Here is a 15,961-nt window from a genome sequence, read left to right as displayed (position 1 = left end):
GACCCCACTTTGTTTCCCATGCGCATCGGACTCATCGGGGCAGGTCGCATCGGGACGTTTCACGCGACCACCCTCAGCCGGCATCGTGATGTCGGCTCTCTGATCATCACGGACGTCGACCCGGCTCGGGCCCATGACCTCGCGGACCGCCTCGGCGAGACGGTGGCACCGGGCGTGGACGAGATCTTCACCTGGGGTGTGGACGCCGTGGTCATAACGGCCGCGACCTCGGCCCATGGCGAACTGATCGGTCGGGCAGCACGCTCGGGCCTCCCGGTGTTCTGCGAGAAACCCATCGCCGTGGACCTGCCCGGCACCTTAAGCGCGTTGACCGAGGTCGACGCGGCCGGGACGGTGCTGCAGATGGGCTTCCAGCGGCGCTTCGACTCCGGCTATGTCACCGCGCGGGAAGCCGTACGCGCGGGCCGGCTCGGGCGGCTGCACACCGTACGGGCGCTCACGGCCGATCAGACGCCGCCGCCCGCGGCGTACCTGCCGGTCTCCGGCGGGATCTACCGGGACTGTCTGATCCACGACTTCGACATCGTGCGGTGGGTGACGGGGCGCGAGGTCGCCACGGTGTACGCCACCGGGTCGGACGTCGGGCACCCGATGTTCCGGGAGGCGCACGACCTCGACACGGCGGCCGCCGTGCTCACGCTGGAGGACGGCACGCTGGTCACGGCCACGGCGGCGCGGGTGAACGGCGCCGGGTACGACGTACGCCTGGAGCTGGCCGGCGAGCTGGACACCGTGGTGGTCGGGCTGGACGACCGTACGCCGGTCGCGTCCACGGAGCCGAAGGGGCCACCGCCCGCCGACAAGCCGTGGACCGGCTTCCTGGAGCGTTTCGCCGCCGCCTACGAGGCGGAGATCGCCGCGTTCGTCGAGGTGGTGCGCGGGGAGCGGGCGAACCCGTGCGACGGCCGGGAGGCACTCCAGGCGCTCCGGGTCGCCGAGGCGTGCGAGCTGTCCCGGCGGGAACACCGGCCGGTGAACCTGGGCGAGATTCCGGGCGGCCGGGAGTAGCGCCCTGGCCTCCGGCCCGGCCCGCAGGGTTTCGCCCCGGGCCGGACGGTTCCGCGTGAGGTCGCGGCTGCGGGTACGTCGTGGCTGGTCGCGCAGTTCCCCGCGCCCCATAAAGACACGGCCCTGCGCGCCCCTGGAAAAGCACGGGGCGCAACCCCTGCTTTTCAGGGGCGCGGGGAACTGCGCGAGAAGCCCCACCGGACCCGCGGATGGGGGTAGAAGGGGCACCGCCCCTGAGGGATGGGACGGGTAGGGGCGGCGGGGGCGAAAAGTCGTCCTCACCAACGCACGGGCAGGCTCCGCACCCCCCGTATGAGCATCCCCGGCAGCCACTCCCCGGGTGGGCCGTCCAGGGCCAGATCGGGGCAGCGTTCCAGGAGGGCGCGGACGGCCACACGGGCCTCCAGACGGGCCAGGGGCGCGCCGAGGCAGAAGTGGATGCCGTGGCCGAAGGCGAGGTGGCCGCGGGTGTCGCGGTGGATGTCGAAGCGGTCGGGGGCGGGATAGCGGGTGCCGTCGCGGTCGGCGGCGGTCAGGCCGATCATCACCGAGTCGCCCGCCGGGATGGTCGTGCCGCCGATGTCCAGCGGCTCGGTGGCGAAGCGGAATGTCGCGTTCTCCACCGGTCCCTCGTGGCGCAGCGTCTCCTCCACGACCGCGTCGACGAGGCTCATGTCGGCCCGTACCTGGGCGAGTTGTCCGGGGTGGGTGAGGAGCGCGTGGACGGCGCCGGTGACGAGGTTGACCGTGGTCTCGTGGCCGGCGATGAGGAGGATGAAGGCCATGCCGCGCAGTTCGGCGGGGGACAGGCGGTCGCCGTCCTCGTCCGTCGTGCGGATCAGGGCGCTCAGCAGGTCGTCGGCGGGCGGGGAGCTGCGTTTGTCGTCGATCAACTCGCCCAGGTAGGCGGCGAGTTGGATGTAGGCCTCGTGCTCGCTCTCGCCGCTGGTCGGGGCCACCGCCTCCGTGGACAGCTTGCGGAAGGCCGCCCGGTCGAACTCGGGCACGCCGAGCAGCTCGCAGATGACGGTGAGCGGCAGCGGGTAGGCGAACGACTCCACCAGATCGGCGCGGCCCCGCGGCAGCATCGTGTCCAGCAGCGAGTCGGTGATCTCCTGAACCCTCGGCCGCAACCGCTCGACCCGGCGCGCGGTGAACTCGCGGGCTATCAGCCCGCGCAGCCGGGTGTGCTGGGGCGGGTCGGCGACCAGCAGATACGTGCCGATCAGCTCCTCGTCGAGGAACGTCACCCCGACCTTCGAGCCGTCCTTCGCCAGCCGGGGATCGGCGAGCGCCGCCCGCGCCTCCTCGTACCCCACGACGAGCCAGACCTCCTGGTGCACGTCGGGCTTCGGCAGCCGGACCCGGTGGACGGGGCCGCGCTCGCGCAGCTGGGCGTAGACGGGGTGCGGGTCCTCGGTGAACCTCGGCCCGTACTCCCCCAGATCGATCACTTTCGTCTGTTTCATCTGTCCCATGAGTCCCCCCTCGCCCGTACAACGTGCCGGTCCGCCCACGAGTGCCCCGCCCCTCGCCCCGGCCGCGCCCGGCGCCCTCCGGGCCCGTCCTCCGGCGCCCGTCTGCCAGGGCGTGTATCGGAGGTGGATCTAGCGCCCGTCGTCCTCCAGCAGTCCCGCGTCGTACGTCAACAGGGCGATCTGCACACGGTTGTTGAGGTCGAGTTTGGCGAGGATGCGGGAGACGTGGGTCTTGACGGTGGCCACGCTCAGGAAGAGTTCGCCGGCGATCTCGGCGTTGGAGGCGCCGCGGCCGACGGCGACGGCCACCTCGCGTTCGCGGTCGTTGAGGGCGGCGACGCGGGAACGGGCGGTGGCGCGCCGGGTGTCGGGTGCGCTGCCGGCGGCGTGTGCCATCAGACGGCGGGTGACGGCGGGCGAGAGCACGGGGTCGCCGGCCGCGACCCGCCGTACCGCCGCGACGATCTCGGCGGGCGGGGTGTCCTTGAGGACGAAGCCGGCGGCGCCCGCGCGCAGGGCGCGCAGGACCTGGTCGTCGGCGTGGAAGGTGGTGAGGACGACGACCTGGGGCGCGTCCGCGCGGGTGCGGAGCCGCTCGGTGGCCGCGAGACCGTCGACGGTCGGCATCCGGATGTCCATGAGGACGACGTCGGGGCGCGTGCGGTCGACGAGGGCGTCCACCTCGTCGCCGTCGGCGCCCTCGCCCACGATCTCGATGTCGTCGGCGCCGCCCAGCATGAAGGAGAGTCCGGCGCGCACGAGGGGGTCGTCGTCGACGAGGAGCAGTCGGATCACGGTCATCGGCCCATCGTTCGTCGCAGCACGGTCATCGGCCCACCGTTCGGATGTCGGTCATGGAGCACTACCGTAATGACGCTTCGTCGTGGACCGCCGCGTTGCCGGGGGCCGACCCGTTAGTGTCGGCCGGTACGGCTTTCAACTGACGGAGGAATCAGGTGCGTTACCGACTCCTGGGCCGGACCGGGCTCCGCGTCTCCGAGCTGTTCCTGGGCGCCATGACGTTCGGGGAGCAGGGCGGGGTGGGGGCGCCCCCCGAGGAGTGCGCGCGGATCCTCGACGTGTACGCGGAGGCCGGCGGCAATGTGATCGACACGGCGGTCAACTACCGGGGTGGGGAGAGCGAGCGGATCGTCGGCGACCTGCTCAAGGGGCGGCGCGACCGTTTCGTGCTGTCCACCAAGTACACCGTCTCCCGTGACGGCACCGACCCCAACGCCGCCGGCAACCACCGCAAGAACCTCGCGCTCTCCCTGGAGACGAGCCTGCGCCGGCTGGGCACCGACTACGTCGACATCTACTGGGTGCACATCTGGGACCGGAACACCCCGGTCGAGGAGACGATGCGCGCCCTCGACGACGCCGTACGGTCCGGGAAGGTGCTGTACGTCGGCATCTCGGACGCCCCGGCCTGGGTGGTCTCACGCGCCAACACCCTCGCGGAGTGGCGGGGTTGGTCGCCGCTGTCGGCGCTCCAGGTGCCGTACAGCCTGCTCAACCGGGACATCGAGCGCGAACTGCTGCCGATGGCGGAGGCGTTCGGCATGTCGGTGGCGGCCTGGAGCCCGCTGCAGAACGGCGTCCTGTCGGGCAAGTACACCCGGCCGGGCGGGGTGACGCCGGGCACCGCGACCCGGCTGTCCGCCGAGGTGATCGGGGAGCGCGAGCGCGCGGTGGCGCAGGCCGTGCGGACCGCCGCGGACGAACTCGGCGCCACCCCGGCCCAGGTGGCCATCGCCTGGACCATGGCCCACTCCCCCGCCGTGCACCCCGTCCTCGGCGCCCGCCGCGTCGAGCAGCTGATGGACAACCTGGGCGCCGCCCGGCTCGTCCTCCCCGCGGAGGTGCTGGCCCGGCTGGAGGAGACCACCGACTTCCGCCTCGGCTTCCCCGGCGACTTCATCGACGAGGCGTCGGCGTGGGTGTACGGGTCGGCGGGGCAGCGCGTGGTGCCGCGTACGGGTTGACAGCCTGGGCCGGGTGGTCGGCTCGGTCGCCCTCAGGCCCTCAGGCCCTCAGGCCCTCAGGCGTACGCCGTACCGGGTGCGCAGGCGGCGTACCTCCCACCACGCGACGGCCGTCACCGAGGCCGGGCCGCCGACGAGGGCGGCGAGCTGGACCAGGGGCGGGCCCGGCGGCAGTCCGCCGACGGCCAGGTTGATGGCGGAGAACTCCCACACCAGGGCTCCGGTGAGCAGCGCCGGGAGGGCCGGGTGCACGTCGGCGGTGTTGAAGGCGCTGCGCACGGCGGGCCCGGAGGCGAAGGCGATGAAGAGCAGCACCCAGAGCAGCGGCACGAGGAGGGCGAGCGGCGCCCAGACGTTCATGTCCTTCCCCAGGTAGGTGCGTGTGGAGTAGATCGCGCCGCCGAGGAGCGGCACGGCGGTGAAGGCGCCGACGTACCACAGGGCCGATTTCCCGGCGGTGCGCAGAGGGGTGCGCATGGCCCGTCGCGTGGCCGGCGACGACCAGCGGAAGAGGGCCGCGACGACCACGGGCGCGCTGAGCAGCAGCAGCCAGGGGGTGACGGTCAGCCGCATCATGAACTGCTGCTGCGCCTGGTCCACGTCCTCGGGTCTGCCGTACGCCGCCAGGATCAGCAGGGACATGAGGGTGGCCGTCCAGGCCCGTTTCCGCTGCATCCGCGTCACGTCGTCGTCCACGAGGCGGTGGCGGGCGCGGGAGGGGAAGACACGCCGGGCCGGTCGGCGGGCCGAGCGGGCCAGGGGGTAGCCCACCAGCAGGCCGACCACCATCGGCCACGCGCACATCACGGCCATCGCCCAGAGACAGCCGTGCAGCCGCAGCCCGCTCAAGAACTCCTTCAGCGGGGGCCATTCGTCCTCCCGCATCCGCCGCACGAGGGTGGGCGGCGGTTGCGGACCGTACGGGTGGGGCCCGTACGGGTAAGGGGGGTTGGGGCCGTACGGTGGTGGTCCCGGCTGGGGCGGGACGTACGGTCCCTGGGGCGGTGGAGGCGGGGGGTACGGTCCTCCGTTCGGCTGCCAGGGCGGCTGATACGGGTTGTGTCCCCCGAAACTCACTCTGCTGTCCCTCCCGAGACGCACCAGGTGCTCCGTGCCGAACGGCTCGCACGCGTCGTACGAGTCAACTGGCAATCATGCGGGACGAGATGGCGTGGCGCACGCCGATACCCGGGTTCGGCCCCGAGGCGACGCCGTGACCGGCGCCGAGGTGGTGCCGGTGACCGGCGCCGAGGTGATGGCGGTGTTCAGGCCCAGGGCAGCCAGGCCCGCACCCCGAACCCGCCGTCCTGCTCGGGGCCGTGGTCCAGGCGGCCCCCGGCCAGCGTGGCGCGCTCGATGAGGCCGATGAGGCCCTGGCCGGAGCCGGGGACGTGCGGAACCTCCCCCGGGGGCGCCGGATTGCGTACGCGGACGGTGAGTCCGTCGCCCGGGGCGCCCGCCACGGTGACGGTGACCTCGGCGCCGGGGGCGTGCTTGCGTGCGTTGGTCAGGCACTCCTGGGTGATGCGGTAAGCGGTGCGGCCGACGGAGGCGGGGACGGCGGCGCCGTCGGTGACGTGCTGGTCGAGGACGACCTTCATGCCGGCCTCGCGGCACTCGGAGACGAGCGTGTCGAGCCCGGTGAGGGTCGGCTGGGGGCGCCCGGCGTCGTCGGGTTCACCCGCGCGGAGCACCCCGATGATCTCCCGCAGGTCCTGCAGGGCCTCGTGGGCGCTCTCCCGGATGACACCCGCCGCGCGGACGATCTCGGCGCGGGGCGCGTCGGGCCGGAACTCCAGCGCGCCCGCGTGCACGCTCAGCAGCGTCAGGCGGTGCGCCAGGACGTCGTGCATCTCGCGCGCGATGGCCTCCCGGGCGAGCCGTTGCGCCTGCTCGGCCCGGAGCGCCGCCTCCGTCTCGGCGCGTCGGGCGCGGTCCCGGAAGCTCAGCATGAGCTGCCGCTTGGAGCGAACGACCATGCCCCAGCCGACGATCGCGGCGGTGAGGAGCAAAGCGAGGAAGACCGCCCAGGGGTAGGTGACGTCGGGGTCGGGGCGCAGCCAGAAGAACAGCGGGTTCAGTACGAGGGACGCGCCGCCGATCCAGGCCACGTACCGGAACGGCCGGTGCACCGTGAGGGTGAAGAGGGCGACCAGGCCGGCGCCGCCCGCGGTGTTGGAGACGAAGCAGACCGGGACCATCGCGACGGCGAGGCCGACCGGCCAGCGGCGCCGCAGCCAGACGGCGGCGCAGGCGAGGGCGCCCAGCACCTGGTCGAGAACGGCGAAGGCCTGGGGCAGATCGGGTTCGTTCCTGACCGTGTCCAAGCCCAGGAGACCGATGAACACGGCCAGCAGGAAGCAGGTGAAGTCGACGACCCAGTCGCGTGCGGTGCGCCGGGGAGGCCGTCCGGGGTGTCCGTTCCCGGGATCGTGGTCGGGGTCGGGGTCGAGCAGGGCCGACGGCAACAGCCAGCTCCGCCCCGGGAAGGTCGGGGGCTCCGGCACCGGCTTGTCACCACTCACGGTCGACGAATCTATGCGGAGACGGCCGTCGTTTCCATGCGGAGACGGCCGTCGTTCACCTCCTGTCCGCCGGGATCGCGACCGAAGTCGTGACCCCGTCGACTTTCGGCGGCCCGTCGCCCCGCGGACGGCTACTTCCGTCGGACAGGCCTCGCCCCGCGGCCGATGAAGGTGGGGGGACCGCGGGGCGAGGATCTCGGACATGAAGCAGTTTCTGGAGTTTCTCGGGTTCATCGCGCTGCTGCAGGGCTCCGGCGGTCTGGTGTACGAACTCACCGGCAAGCTGAAGTGGGGGGTGACACAGCGGTGGAGCGCCCTGGACGGCTACGAGATCTATGCGAGCATCGCGCTGATCGTCCTGGCGATCGCCCTGTTCGCGGCGGCGGAGAGCCGGAAGTCCGGCTGACCGTGGTGCCGTTGGCGGCTGTCCGGTGAGCGGTGGCCCGTCCCGGCCGTCTGTCCGGTGGGGGGTGAACAGACGGCCGGGACGGGTGGCTTTCGGATCAGCAGTCGTAGTCGACCAGGTCGAAGGACGCGTAGTGGTCGGCCGTGTAGTAGTCCTCCTGGTAGTCCTCACCGGTGACGATGCGGCGGGCGCCGCGGGTGGAGGAGCCGGGGGTCTTCACCGTGTACTCGTGGTAGTAGCCGGTGGACTGGGCCGGCAGGACGCGTTCCCGGTTCTGGAAGACACTGCCGTCCTGCGTGTACGGGTAGGGGCCGCCCCGGGCGATCAGGTTGAGCGTGGTGTACGCCTGCGACGGCAGGTCGCTGTAGCAGATGCTGCCGACGGCGGCGGCTGCCGGGGTGGCGGTGACGGTGCCGCCCACGAGAAGGGCGGACAGGACGGCGGCTGCTGCGCCGATGCGAGATGCGCGTGGGGGGAATCTCATGGCCACATGATGACGCGCGTAGACAGTGGCATGTCAATGACAAGTTCCATGATTTTCCGGGCACGTCCGGTAAGTTTTCCGGGAGTTAACCGGAGTTCACGAGGGCGCCCGCGATCTTCACACCGCCGACCGCCGGCAGGCCCGTCGCAGGTCAGGCATTCTCCGGGAGTTCGTACGTGCCGTACTCGGGACGCCCCGCGCGTTCGTACGTCTGGATCGACACCCCGGTGCTCGTGATACCGCCCCCGGCGTGGCGGAACGCCGTCGGAAGGGCGCCCTCGGCGAAGAGGCGGCGGCCGGCGCCGAGGACGACGGGGAACGTCAGCAGGTGCACGGTGTCGATCAGGTCGAGGGCGAACAGCGACTGGGCGAGGTTCCCGCTGCCGTGGACCTGCACCTCGCCGTCGGTGCGTTCCTTGAGGGCGGTGACCTCCTTGGCGAGGTCCCCTGAGAGCACGGTCGTGGCGTTCCATTCGGGGTCCGTCACGGTGTTCGAAACGACGTACTTGGGCAGGGAGTTGAGCTTCCCCGCGACCGGGTCGGCCGGGTCCGTGACCTTCGGCCAGTGAGCGGCGAAGATCTCGTACGTCCTGCGGCCCAGCAGGAAGGCGCCGACGCGGCCGAAGACCCCGTCGATGAACCGTCCGAAGTCCTCGTCCCCGTACGGGACGCTCCAGCCGCCGTGCTCGAAGCCGTCGCGGCGGTCCTCGTCGGGGCCGCCGGGGGCCTGGTAGACGCCGTCGAGGGTGACGAAGGAGGTGAGGGAGAGCTTGCCCATGGCGGGTGCCTGCTTTCGATGCGCCGAGGTGGGAGCCGTGGTCCGGTGGGGTCCGCCCGTCCGGCGGGCTCTTCTGTCATCAGGGCAGACCCCGGTGGCGCCCGCAACTCATCGGCGGACCGAGGATGCGGGCCGGCTCGACGGGCCTCGCCCGACCTCGACGTCCGTTCGCCGCCAGCGGTCGGGCGGGGTCGGCGGGTGGGATGGGGGCATGACTACTTCGAACGGAACTGTGAACGACGGCCCCCCGGTCAACGGCGGACGTCCTCTCGACGGCAAGGTCGCCCTCGTGACCGGTGGCAGCCGCGGCATCGGGGCCGCCACGGCCATGCGACTGGCCCGGGACGGCGCGGACGTGGCCGTCACGTATGTGCGCGGCAGGGAGGGGGCCGAGGAGGTCGTACGGGCCGTGGAGGCCCTGGGGCGGCGGGGAGTGGCCCTGCGGGCGGACTCCGGGGATCCCGAGGAGGCGGCGGGTGCGGTGGGGCGGGCGGCCGAGGCGCTGGGCGGGCGGCTGGACGTGCTCGTGAACAACGCCGGTGTCGGGGTGCTGGGGCCGCTGGAGAGCCTGCCGCTCGCCGAGGTGGACCGGGTGCTCGCCGTGAATGTGCGGGGTGTCTTCCTGGCGTCCCAGGCCGCCGCGGCCCGGATGGGGGGCGGCGGCCGGATCATCACCGTCGGGACGTGCATGACACAGCGTGTGCCCGGTCCCGGCGGAACGCTCTACGCGATGAGCAAGTCGGCGCTGGTCGGGTTGACGAAGGCGCTGGCCAGGGAGCTCGGTGAGCGGGGGATCACCGCGAATGTCGTGCATCCCGGGCCGACGGACACGGACATGAATCCGGCGGGTGGGCCGTATGCGGCGGGCCAGGCGGAGATGACCGCGCTGGGGAGGTTCGGGACGGCCGCGGAGGTCGCGTCGATGGTGGCGTATCTGGCGGGGGCGGAGTACGTGACCGGGGCGGAGTTCTCGGTGGACGGGGGGCATGCGGCGTGAAGGGTGTCGCCCCCGCCGCCCCTACCCGTCCCCTCCCTGAGGGCGCTGCCCCTGCGGAACCCGTCACTGCCTCTGGGGGCTGCCGCCCCCAGGCCCCCGCCAGGGGTGCGGGGGTGGCTCGCCCGTGTGCTTGCCTGCCGGAGCGTCGGGGCTTGTCACGCAGTTCCCCGCGCCCCTGACGGGGCGCTCGTCAGCCGCCCAGTTCCTGGTGGCGGGCCGACAAGCGGGTCTCGCCGTCTTCCGTCAGGGAGCCGAAGAGGCGGAGCCGGGAGATGCCGCCGTCGGGGTAGATGTCGACGCGGGCATGGGTGGCCACGACCGGGCCGTCGAGGACGAAGCGGTGGTTGGTGTCGGGCTGGAGGCGGGTGCGGGGAAGGATCTCGGTCCAGTCGCCGTCGTCGCCGTCCTTCACCGAGACCGTGGCCCAGCCCGCCGCGTTGCCCTTGAGGTAGGCCGTGTCGATCTCCAGGGCGCGGATCTCGGACTGGGCGGCCAGGCGGTAGCGGATCCAGTCGTTGCCCTGGTCGCGGCGGCGGCTGGTCTCCCAGCACTCGTGCATCACCCGGGCGCGGCCGGGCTGGATGGTGTTGGTGGCGGGTGAGTAGAAGAGGTTGGAGGCGTCCTCGGCCAGGCCGCCGTTCTCCAGGGCGACGACGTCGAAGGTGCCGAGGGCGGCCAGCCAGGCCGGGTCCGGCACGACCTCGCCGTACACGCGCAGGCGGGCGATGCCGCCGTCGGGGTGCTGGTTCAGGCGGAGGTGCGTGAAGCGCTGCTCGGCGGAGACCGTGAAGCCGTTCGCCGCGTGGCCGCCGACCGGGGTACGCGGGACGAGGGTCGTCCACTTCACGTCGGCGGCGAGCAGTTCCTCCGGCGACGGGGAGCCCGCCACGCACGCGCCCTCGACGGACACCGCCTGCGGGTAGTTGCCGCGGAAGTGGGCCGTGTCGACGACGATCCCCCGGATCACGCCGGGCGCGCCCAGGCGGATCAGTGCCCAGTCGTGGTCCTCGGCCGTCGGCCAGGGGTGCTCGGCGGAGGCGCCCCGGCGGCGGCGCGTCTCCCAGCCGTCCATGATCTTGCCCTTGTGCCCGAAGTGCTCGGGGTCGAACTCGGCGCGCTCGGGCACCAGCAGGTTCTCGCGCTGGGCGAAGAACTCGTCGTTGGCGGCGACCACACCGGCACCGAGCCTGCGGTCGGCGAGGTCGGCGTACCGCGTGAAGGGGAAGTCGGCGGTGCGGTAGTCCGCGTACGGGTCACCGCCGCCGTACGGGTTCGCGTCGCCGGTGAAGCTCGCAGGCGGGGTGTGCTGCTGCGCCGTCACGATGATCAGGTCTGCCTTTCGGTTGTCGGCCGCCGCGGGTGCGGGTGGGGGTCCCTCTGGTCGAGCGAAGCCGAGAGCTTGGGGGAGTATCAGGGGGTGCGGGTGAGGAGTTGTCCCTTCGGGTCGGTGAACTCGCCGTCCGCGACGATGCGTTCACCGCGCAGCCAGGTGGACTTGACCACGCCGTACAGGGTTTTGCCGGCGTAGGCGGTGACGCGGTTGCGGTGCTGGAGTGCGGCCGGGTCGACGGTGAAGGTCTCGTCGGGGGCGAGGACGGCGAAGTCGGCGTCGCGGCCCGCCTCGATGGCGCCCTTGCGGTCGTCCAGGCCGACGAGGGCCGCCGTGCGCGTGGACATCCAGCCGACCACGTCCTCCAGACCGTGGCCGCGCCTGCGGGCCTCCGTCCAGACCGCCGCGAGGCTCAGTTGCAGGCCGGAGATGCCGCCCCAGGCGGTGGCGAAGTCGTCGGTCTTCAGGTCGGCCGTCGACGGGGAGTGGTCGGTGACCACGCAGTCGATGGTGCCGTCCGCGAGCGCCTGCCAGAGAAGGTCCTGGTTGGCGGACTCCCGGATGGGCGGGCAGCACTTGAACTCGCTCGCCCCGTCCGGGACTTCCTCGGCGGTGAGGGTGAGGTAGTGCGGGCAGGTCTCGACGGTGATGCGTACGCCGTCCCGCTTGGCCCCGGCGATCAGCGGGAGCGCGTCGCTGGAGGACAGATGGAGGACGTGGACGCGTGCGTCGAGCCGCCGGGCCTGGGCGACGAGCGTCGCGATGGCGGTGTCCTCGGCGTCGCGCGGGCGCGAGGCGAGGAAGTCGGCGTACCTGGGGCCGCCCCGCTGCGGGGCCGCGTCGAGGTGGTGCGGGTTCTCGGCGTGCACGATGAGCAGACCGCCGAAGCCTGCTATCTCGGCCAGGGAGCGGGCGAGTCCGTCCTGGTCGAGGTGCGGGAACTCGTCGACGCCCGACGGGGACAGGAAGGCCTTGAAGCCGAAGACCCCGGCGTCGTGCAGGGGCCGCAGGTCCTTGACGTTGTCGGGCAGGGCGCCGCCCCAGAAGCCGACGTCGACATGCGCCTTGTCGGCGGCGACCTCGCGCTTCGTCCGGAGGTGGTCGACCGTCGTCGTCGGCGGGAGGGAGTTGAGGGGCATGTCGACGAGGGTGGTGATGCCGCCGGCCGCCGCGGCGCGGGTGGCGGTCCAGAAGCCCTCCCAGTGGGTGCGGCCGGGGTCGTTCACATGGACATGGGTGTCGACGAGGCCGGGCAGCAGGACGTGGTCGCCGAGGTCTTCCAGGCGCGCGCCGGCCGGTACGTCGGCGTCGTACGGGAGTACGGCCGTGATCCTGCCGTCCGCGACGGCGACCGCGGCGGGGCGCGATCCGTCGGGGGTGATGACACGCGTCGAGCGCAACACCAGTTCAGCCTCGGACACCGGGACCCCTCTCGCCGTACCGCCGTTCACTTCCGCGTAACGGTATTTACTTCCGCGTAACGGAATTCAACGTTCTGTTGAAGGAGTTTTCACCCCCACCCCCGCCCCGTCAAGGGTCACCCCTCCACTGTGCCCCCACCGCGTCCACTCTGGATGTTTTCACAAGACGGAATTAGACTTCCACCGCGCAGAACGTAGTGACGCACAAGCGAGTAGTCAACGAACTGCCCGGTAGGCTGCGACCTCGCCCGCCATCCCGAAAGGACCGCGCCCGTGCCGACGTCCAGCGCCAGCGCCCACACGACCGACTCCACCAAGTCGTCCTCCGGTGGTGTCCAGTCCCTTGAGCGCGCCTTCGATCTGCTGGAGCGGATGGCGGACGCCGGCGGCGAGGTGGGCCTCAGCGAACTGTCCGCGAGCAGCGGGCTGCCCCTGCCGACCATCCACCGGCTGATGCGGACGCTGGTCGTCTGCGGTTACGTACGCCAGCAGTCCAACCGGCGGTACGCCCTCGGCCCGCGCCTGATCCGCCTCGGCGAGTCGGCGTCCCGGCTGCTCGGCACCTGGGCCCGCCCCTACCTCGCGCGCCTGGTCGAGGAGACCGGCGAGACGGCGAACATGGCGCTCCTCGACGGCGACGAGATCGTGTACGTGGCCCAGGTGCCGTCCAAGCACTCCATGCGGATGTTCACCGAGGTCGGCCGACGCGTACTGCCCCACTCCACCGGCGTCGGCAAGGCCCTGCTCGCCGGCTTCCCGGCCGACGAGGTCCGCGCCCTGCTGGCCCGTACGGGCATGCCGGCCGCCACGGACAAGACGATCACCACTCCCGACGGCTTCCTCGCCGCCCTGGACGAGGTCCGCACCCTCGGCTACGCCGTCGACGACAACGAGCAGGAGATCGGCGTCCGCTGCCTCGCCGTCTCCGTCCCCAACTCCCCCACCGCCGCGGCCATTTCCATCTCCGGCCCGGCGGGCCGCGTCACGGAGACGGCGACCGAACGCATCGTGCCCGTACTGCAGCAGGTGGCCGTGGAGCTCTCGGAGGCCCTGGCCAGCTCGGGTGCGGGCGGCTGACGCTCCGGCGCGTTCCCGCTCCGCACCGCGCCCATACGGCGACGCCGTCCCGCCCGATCCCGCCTTTCACCGACTGATCAAAGAATTCGGCGAGACAGCGGAAAGATCGCGAGGAGCGACCCCAAAAACGGATGTGGCATGTTTCGGTCAATAAACAGCCGGAAACACTCTGCCTCGCTATCGGTCGATGAATTACCGTTTCCTGCGCTCGGAAATTCCCGGAGCTTCGTGACCGAAGGGAACTGGATCCCATGCGCACGAGAACCAAGATCGGTGTCACCCTCGCCGCCGGCGCCATGGCCGTGCTCGGAATGGCAGGGCCGACGTCGGCATCGACCGAACTCCAGAGCACCATCGCCACACAGGCCCAGAAAGCGGGTCTGAGCAAGAGCGAAGTCGCCGATCTGCAACGGCAGATCGACAAACAGATGGCCACGACCCCCGGCGGACAGCAGATCGGCGTCAACCAGATCGCGTGGCGCGACGGCAAGGCCGTCATGACCTTCCCGCTGCCGGGCGAGAAGAAGGCCCGGGCCGTCAACGAGCTCATGGGCACCCTCGGAACGCCCAACTGCAGCTACCTCTGGACGTGCCTCTACGAGCACTCCAACTTCGACGGACGCCGTCTGACCTGGTCGGACTGCAACTTCGAGAACCTCGCCAACTGGGGCTTCAACGACCAGACCACGTCCTGGCACAACAACCAGAGCCGAGGAACCCAGACCCACGTGTACAACTGGACGGGTTCGTCCTGGGCCCTGCTGTGGACGTCCACCGCTCCGTCGTCCAGCTCCAACGTCGGCAGCGCCAACAACGACAAGGCCGACGGACTCTGGGTGTGCTGAATGATCCGTCACCCCTTTTGACCTGAGCCGGGCGAGTTCCCGATTTCCGCACACCGCAACCATTCGGTGCGACGCGAAGACGGGGTAATCGGCAGGTGAAAAGCAGTGGAAATCAGTGGGGCCGTATCCACCTCGGATGCGGCCCCATGAATCGACCGCTTTCAAGGGGTACGGTTAATCGCGCGAGAAGCCCACTCATCCGCATCCGGGGGGGCAAAGGGGCGCAGCACCCGGAGGTTGGAAATGGGTAGAGAGTGAGCAAGGAAATCCGTTCAGCGCCTCAGCGTCTCAGCGGATCGGTGCCTCAGCGTCTCGGCGGATCGCCGAACAGTTCCACCGCCGTACGGACCTCCGCGAGCCCCCTCGCCAACGCGCTGACGGATCCGATGGACCCGGCGATCAGCAGCAGGGACCGACGCAGCCGCGGCACCTCGGGCATACCGGTGACGGCCATCGCCGCGAGCACCGCCAGTTCGTCCTCGGCGATCCCCCGGTCGGGGAACTCGGCCGGATGCGCGGCCAGTTCACGACGCAGCCGGGACACGGCCGACCGCAACCCCGCCACCTTCGGATCCTCGTCACTGCCGGTCACTGGCCTCTGCCCCAAGCTCCGCAACACAGCCCTCTCCCCCCTCGCCCACTCCCTTGTGCGCGAGTCATGGCCATACGCCCAAGCACGGCCGACCACCCCGTGGCGTCGGTCGGGCGCCGGGGGTGGCGCGGGCCAGTAAACGCCAATCAGTGTGGCGAGCGCCACCACGGGGACGGAAATTCAGTCCCCGGGCATCGCAAAGCCGTCGTCCCGTCCGTCCGGCTTCACGGCACGCCCACGCCGGGTCGGGTATGCAAGGGGACATGACGCACCACGAGGCCCGGAACCCACCCCTGAGCACAGCCCGGCACCCGACCCCTGACGCGGCGGCCGGCCGGAGCGAGGTCGTCGGGCTGCTGCTGGCCGCCGGCGGCGGGCGGCGCCTCGGCGGACGCCCCAAGGCCCTGCTGACCCACCACGGCCGCCCCCTGGTCGAACACGCGGTCGGGGTACTGCGGGCGGGCGGCTGCGCCCGGATCCACGTGGTCCTCGGCGCCGAGGCCGCGACCGTACGCGCCCGGGCCGAACTGCCCGGCTGCGTACTGGTCGACAACCCGGACTGGGCCGAGGGCATGGGCTCGTCGCTGCGGGCCGGCCTGGAGTCGCTGATCGGGACGGACGCCGACGCCGCCCTGGTCGCGCTCGTCGACCAGCCAGGCATCGGGCCGGAGGCCGTGGCCCGCGTCCTCGCCGCGTGCGAGCCCGGCGGCGCGCTCGCCGCGGCCGCCTACGACGGCCGCCGAGGGCACCCCGTCCTGCTCGGTACCGCCCACTGGGCCGCCGTCGCCGCGACCGCCACCGGGGACCGCGGGGCACGCGCCTATCTGAAGGCGCACGAAGAGGCGATCACGCTCGTCGAGTGCGGGGACGTGGCGCGACCGTACGACATCGACACGGAAGCCGATCTCATCCACCTGGAGTGAGCCACCACGGCCGGAGCGGGCGGCCCCGACACGTTGCGTGAGCGACGTGGCACCCGGCGCCACTGCCTCTCGACCCGAAGAGTCTCGACAT

Annotated in this window: 16 protein-coding genes; 7 read left to right on the top strand and 9 right to left on the bottom strand. The window is 71.6% G+C overall.

The window, feature by feature from the left end; genetic code table 11:
• Positions 1-18 precede the first annotated feature (18 nt).
• A complete protein-coding gene (locus OG202_RS39315; RefSeq protein WP_326575043.1) occupies positions 19-1,029 on the top strand; it encodes a Gfo/Idh/MocA family oxidoreductase in 1,011 nt (336 codons plus the stop codon).
• Between the two features lie 278 nt (positions 1,030-1,307).
• Here the strand turns inward: OG202_RS39315 and OG202_RS39310 are convergent, their stop codons facing one another.
• Complete coding sequence (locus OG202_RS39310; protein ID WP_328224771.1) at positions 1,308-2,498, bottom strand: cytochrome P450 family protein; 1,191 nt, start codon at positions 2,496-2,498, stop codon at positions 1,308-1,310.
• Between the two features lie 138 nt (positions 2,499-2,636).
• Positions 2,637-3,308, bottom strand: a complete 672-nt coding sequence (locus OG202_RS39305; RefSeq protein ID WP_327727066.1) for a response regulator transcription factor — start codon at positions 3,306-3,308, stop codon at positions 2,637-2,639.
• 155 nt (positions 3,309-3,463) lie between these two features.
• Between OG202_RS39305 and OG202_RS39300 the strand changes: the two genes are divergently transcribed.
• A complete protein-coding gene (locus tag OG202_RS39300) occupies positions 3,464-4,492 on the top strand; it encodes an aldo/keto reductase (RefSeq protein ID WP_326575047.1) in 1,029 nt (342 codons plus the stop codon).
• 48 nt (positions 4,493-4,540) lie between these two features.
• On the opposite strand, the gene OG202_RS39295 is transcribed toward OG202_RS39300, so the two are convergent.
• Positions 4,541-5,377 (bottom strand): hypothetical protein, encoded by an 837-nt coding sequence (locus OG202_RS39295; protein ID WP_328224311.1) that lies wholly within the window; start codon positions 5,375-5,377, stop codon positions 4,541-4,543.
• A 380-nt stretch (positions 5,378-5,757) separates the two neighbouring features.
• Positions 5,758-7,017, bottom strand: coding sequence for a sensor histidine kinase (locus tag OG202_RS39290; RefSeq protein WP_327727068.1), 1,260 nt, complete (start codon positions 7,015-7,017; stop codon positions 5,758-5,760).
• A gap of 202 nt (positions 7,018-7,219) precedes the next feature.
• Between OG202_RS39290 and OG202_RS39285 the strand changes: the two genes are divergently transcribed.
• Positions 7,220-7,423: a hypothetical protein gene (locus OG202_RS39285; RefSeq protein ID WP_326575053.1), complete on the top strand. Its 204-nt coding sequence runs from the start codon at positions 7,220-7,222 to the stop codon at positions 7,421-7,423.
• 97 nt (positions 7,424-7,520) lie between these two features.
• Here the strand turns inward: OG202_RS39285 and OG202_RS39280 are convergent, their stop codons facing one another.
• Positions 7,521-7,907 (bottom strand): ribonuclease domain-containing protein, encoded by a 387-nt coding sequence (locus tag OG202_RS39280; RefSeq protein WP_326575055.1) that lies wholly within the window; start codon positions 7,905-7,907, stop codon positions 7,521-7,523.
• A 151-nt stretch (positions 7,908-8,058) separates the two neighbouring features.
• Positions 8,059-8,685 carry a dihydrofolate reductase family protein gene (locus OG202_RS39275; RefSeq protein ID WP_328224310.1) on the bottom strand — a complete coding sequence of 209 codons (627 nt, stop codon included), beginning with the start codon at positions 8,683-8,685 and terminating at the stop codon, positions 8,059-8,061.
• A 211-nt stretch (positions 8,686-8,896) separates the two neighbouring features.
• On the opposite strand from OG202_RS39275, the gene OG202_RS39270 reads away from it, so the two are divergent.
• On the top strand, positions 8,897-9,682 hold the full coding sequence (locus tag OG202_RS39270; RefSeq protein WP_327727070.1) for an SDR family oxidoreductase: 786 nt from the start codon (positions 8,897-8,899) through the stop codon (positions 9,680-9,682).
• A gap of 190 nt (positions 9,683-9,872) precedes the next feature.
• On the opposite strand, the gene alc is transcribed toward OG202_RS39270, so the two are convergent.
• Positions 9,873-11,003, bottom strand: a complete 1,131-nt coding sequence (gene alc / locus OG202_RS39265; RefSeq protein WP_326575061.1) for an allantoicase — start codon at positions 11,001-11,003, stop codon at positions 9,873-9,875.
• Between the two features lie 89 nt (positions 11,004-11,092).
• On the bottom strand, positions 11,093-12,433 hold the full coding sequence (allB, locus tag OG202_RS39260) for an allantoinase AllB (RefSeq protein WP_327727071.1): 1,341 nt from the start codon (positions 12,431-12,433) through the stop codon (positions 11,093-11,095).
• Positions 12,434-12,706: 273 nt separating this feature from the next.
• Between allB and OG202_RS39255 the strand changes: the two genes are divergently transcribed.
• Positions 12,707-13,510: an IclR family transcriptional regulator gene (locus tag OG202_RS39255; protein ID WP_327727072.1), complete on the top strand. Its 804-nt coding sequence runs from the start codon at positions 12,707-12,709 to the stop codon at positions 13,508-13,510.
• 251 nt (positions 13,511-13,761) lie between these two features.
• Positions 13,762-14,355 carry a peptidase inhibitor family I36 protein gene (locus OG202_RS39250; protein ID WP_328224309.1) on the top strand — a complete coding sequence of 198 codons (594 nt, stop codon included), beginning with the start codon at positions 13,762-13,764 and terminating at the stop codon, positions 14,353-14,355.
• Positions 14,356-14,659: 304 nt separating this feature from the next.
• On the opposite strand, the gene OG202_RS39245 is transcribed toward OG202_RS39250, so the two are convergent.
• Complete coding sequence (locus tag OG202_RS39245) at positions 14,660-14,947, bottom strand: DUF5955 family protein (RefSeq protein WP_327727073.1); 288 nt, start codon at positions 14,945-14,947, stop codon at positions 14,660-14,662.
• A gap of 263 nt (positions 14,948-15,210) precedes the next feature.
• Here OG202_RS39245 and OG202_RS39240 point away from each other — a divergent pair, with 263 nt between their 5' ends.
• Positions 15,211-15,870: a nucleotidyltransferase family protein gene (locus OG202_RS39240; RefSeq protein ID WP_327727074.1), complete on the top strand. Its 660-nt coding sequence runs from the start codon at positions 15,211-15,213 to the stop codon at positions 15,868-15,870.
• The last annotated feature ends 91 nt before the right edge of the window (positions 15,871-15,961 follow it).

The sequence above is a fragment of the Streptomyces sp. NBC_00310 genome (assembly GCF_036208085.1).
Lineage (GTDB): Bacteria > Actinomycetota > Actinomycetes > Streptomycetales > Streptomycetaceae > Streptomyces.
Note: the sequence above shows the minus strand (reverse complement) of the source record. Positions and strands in the feature narration are given on the sequence as shown.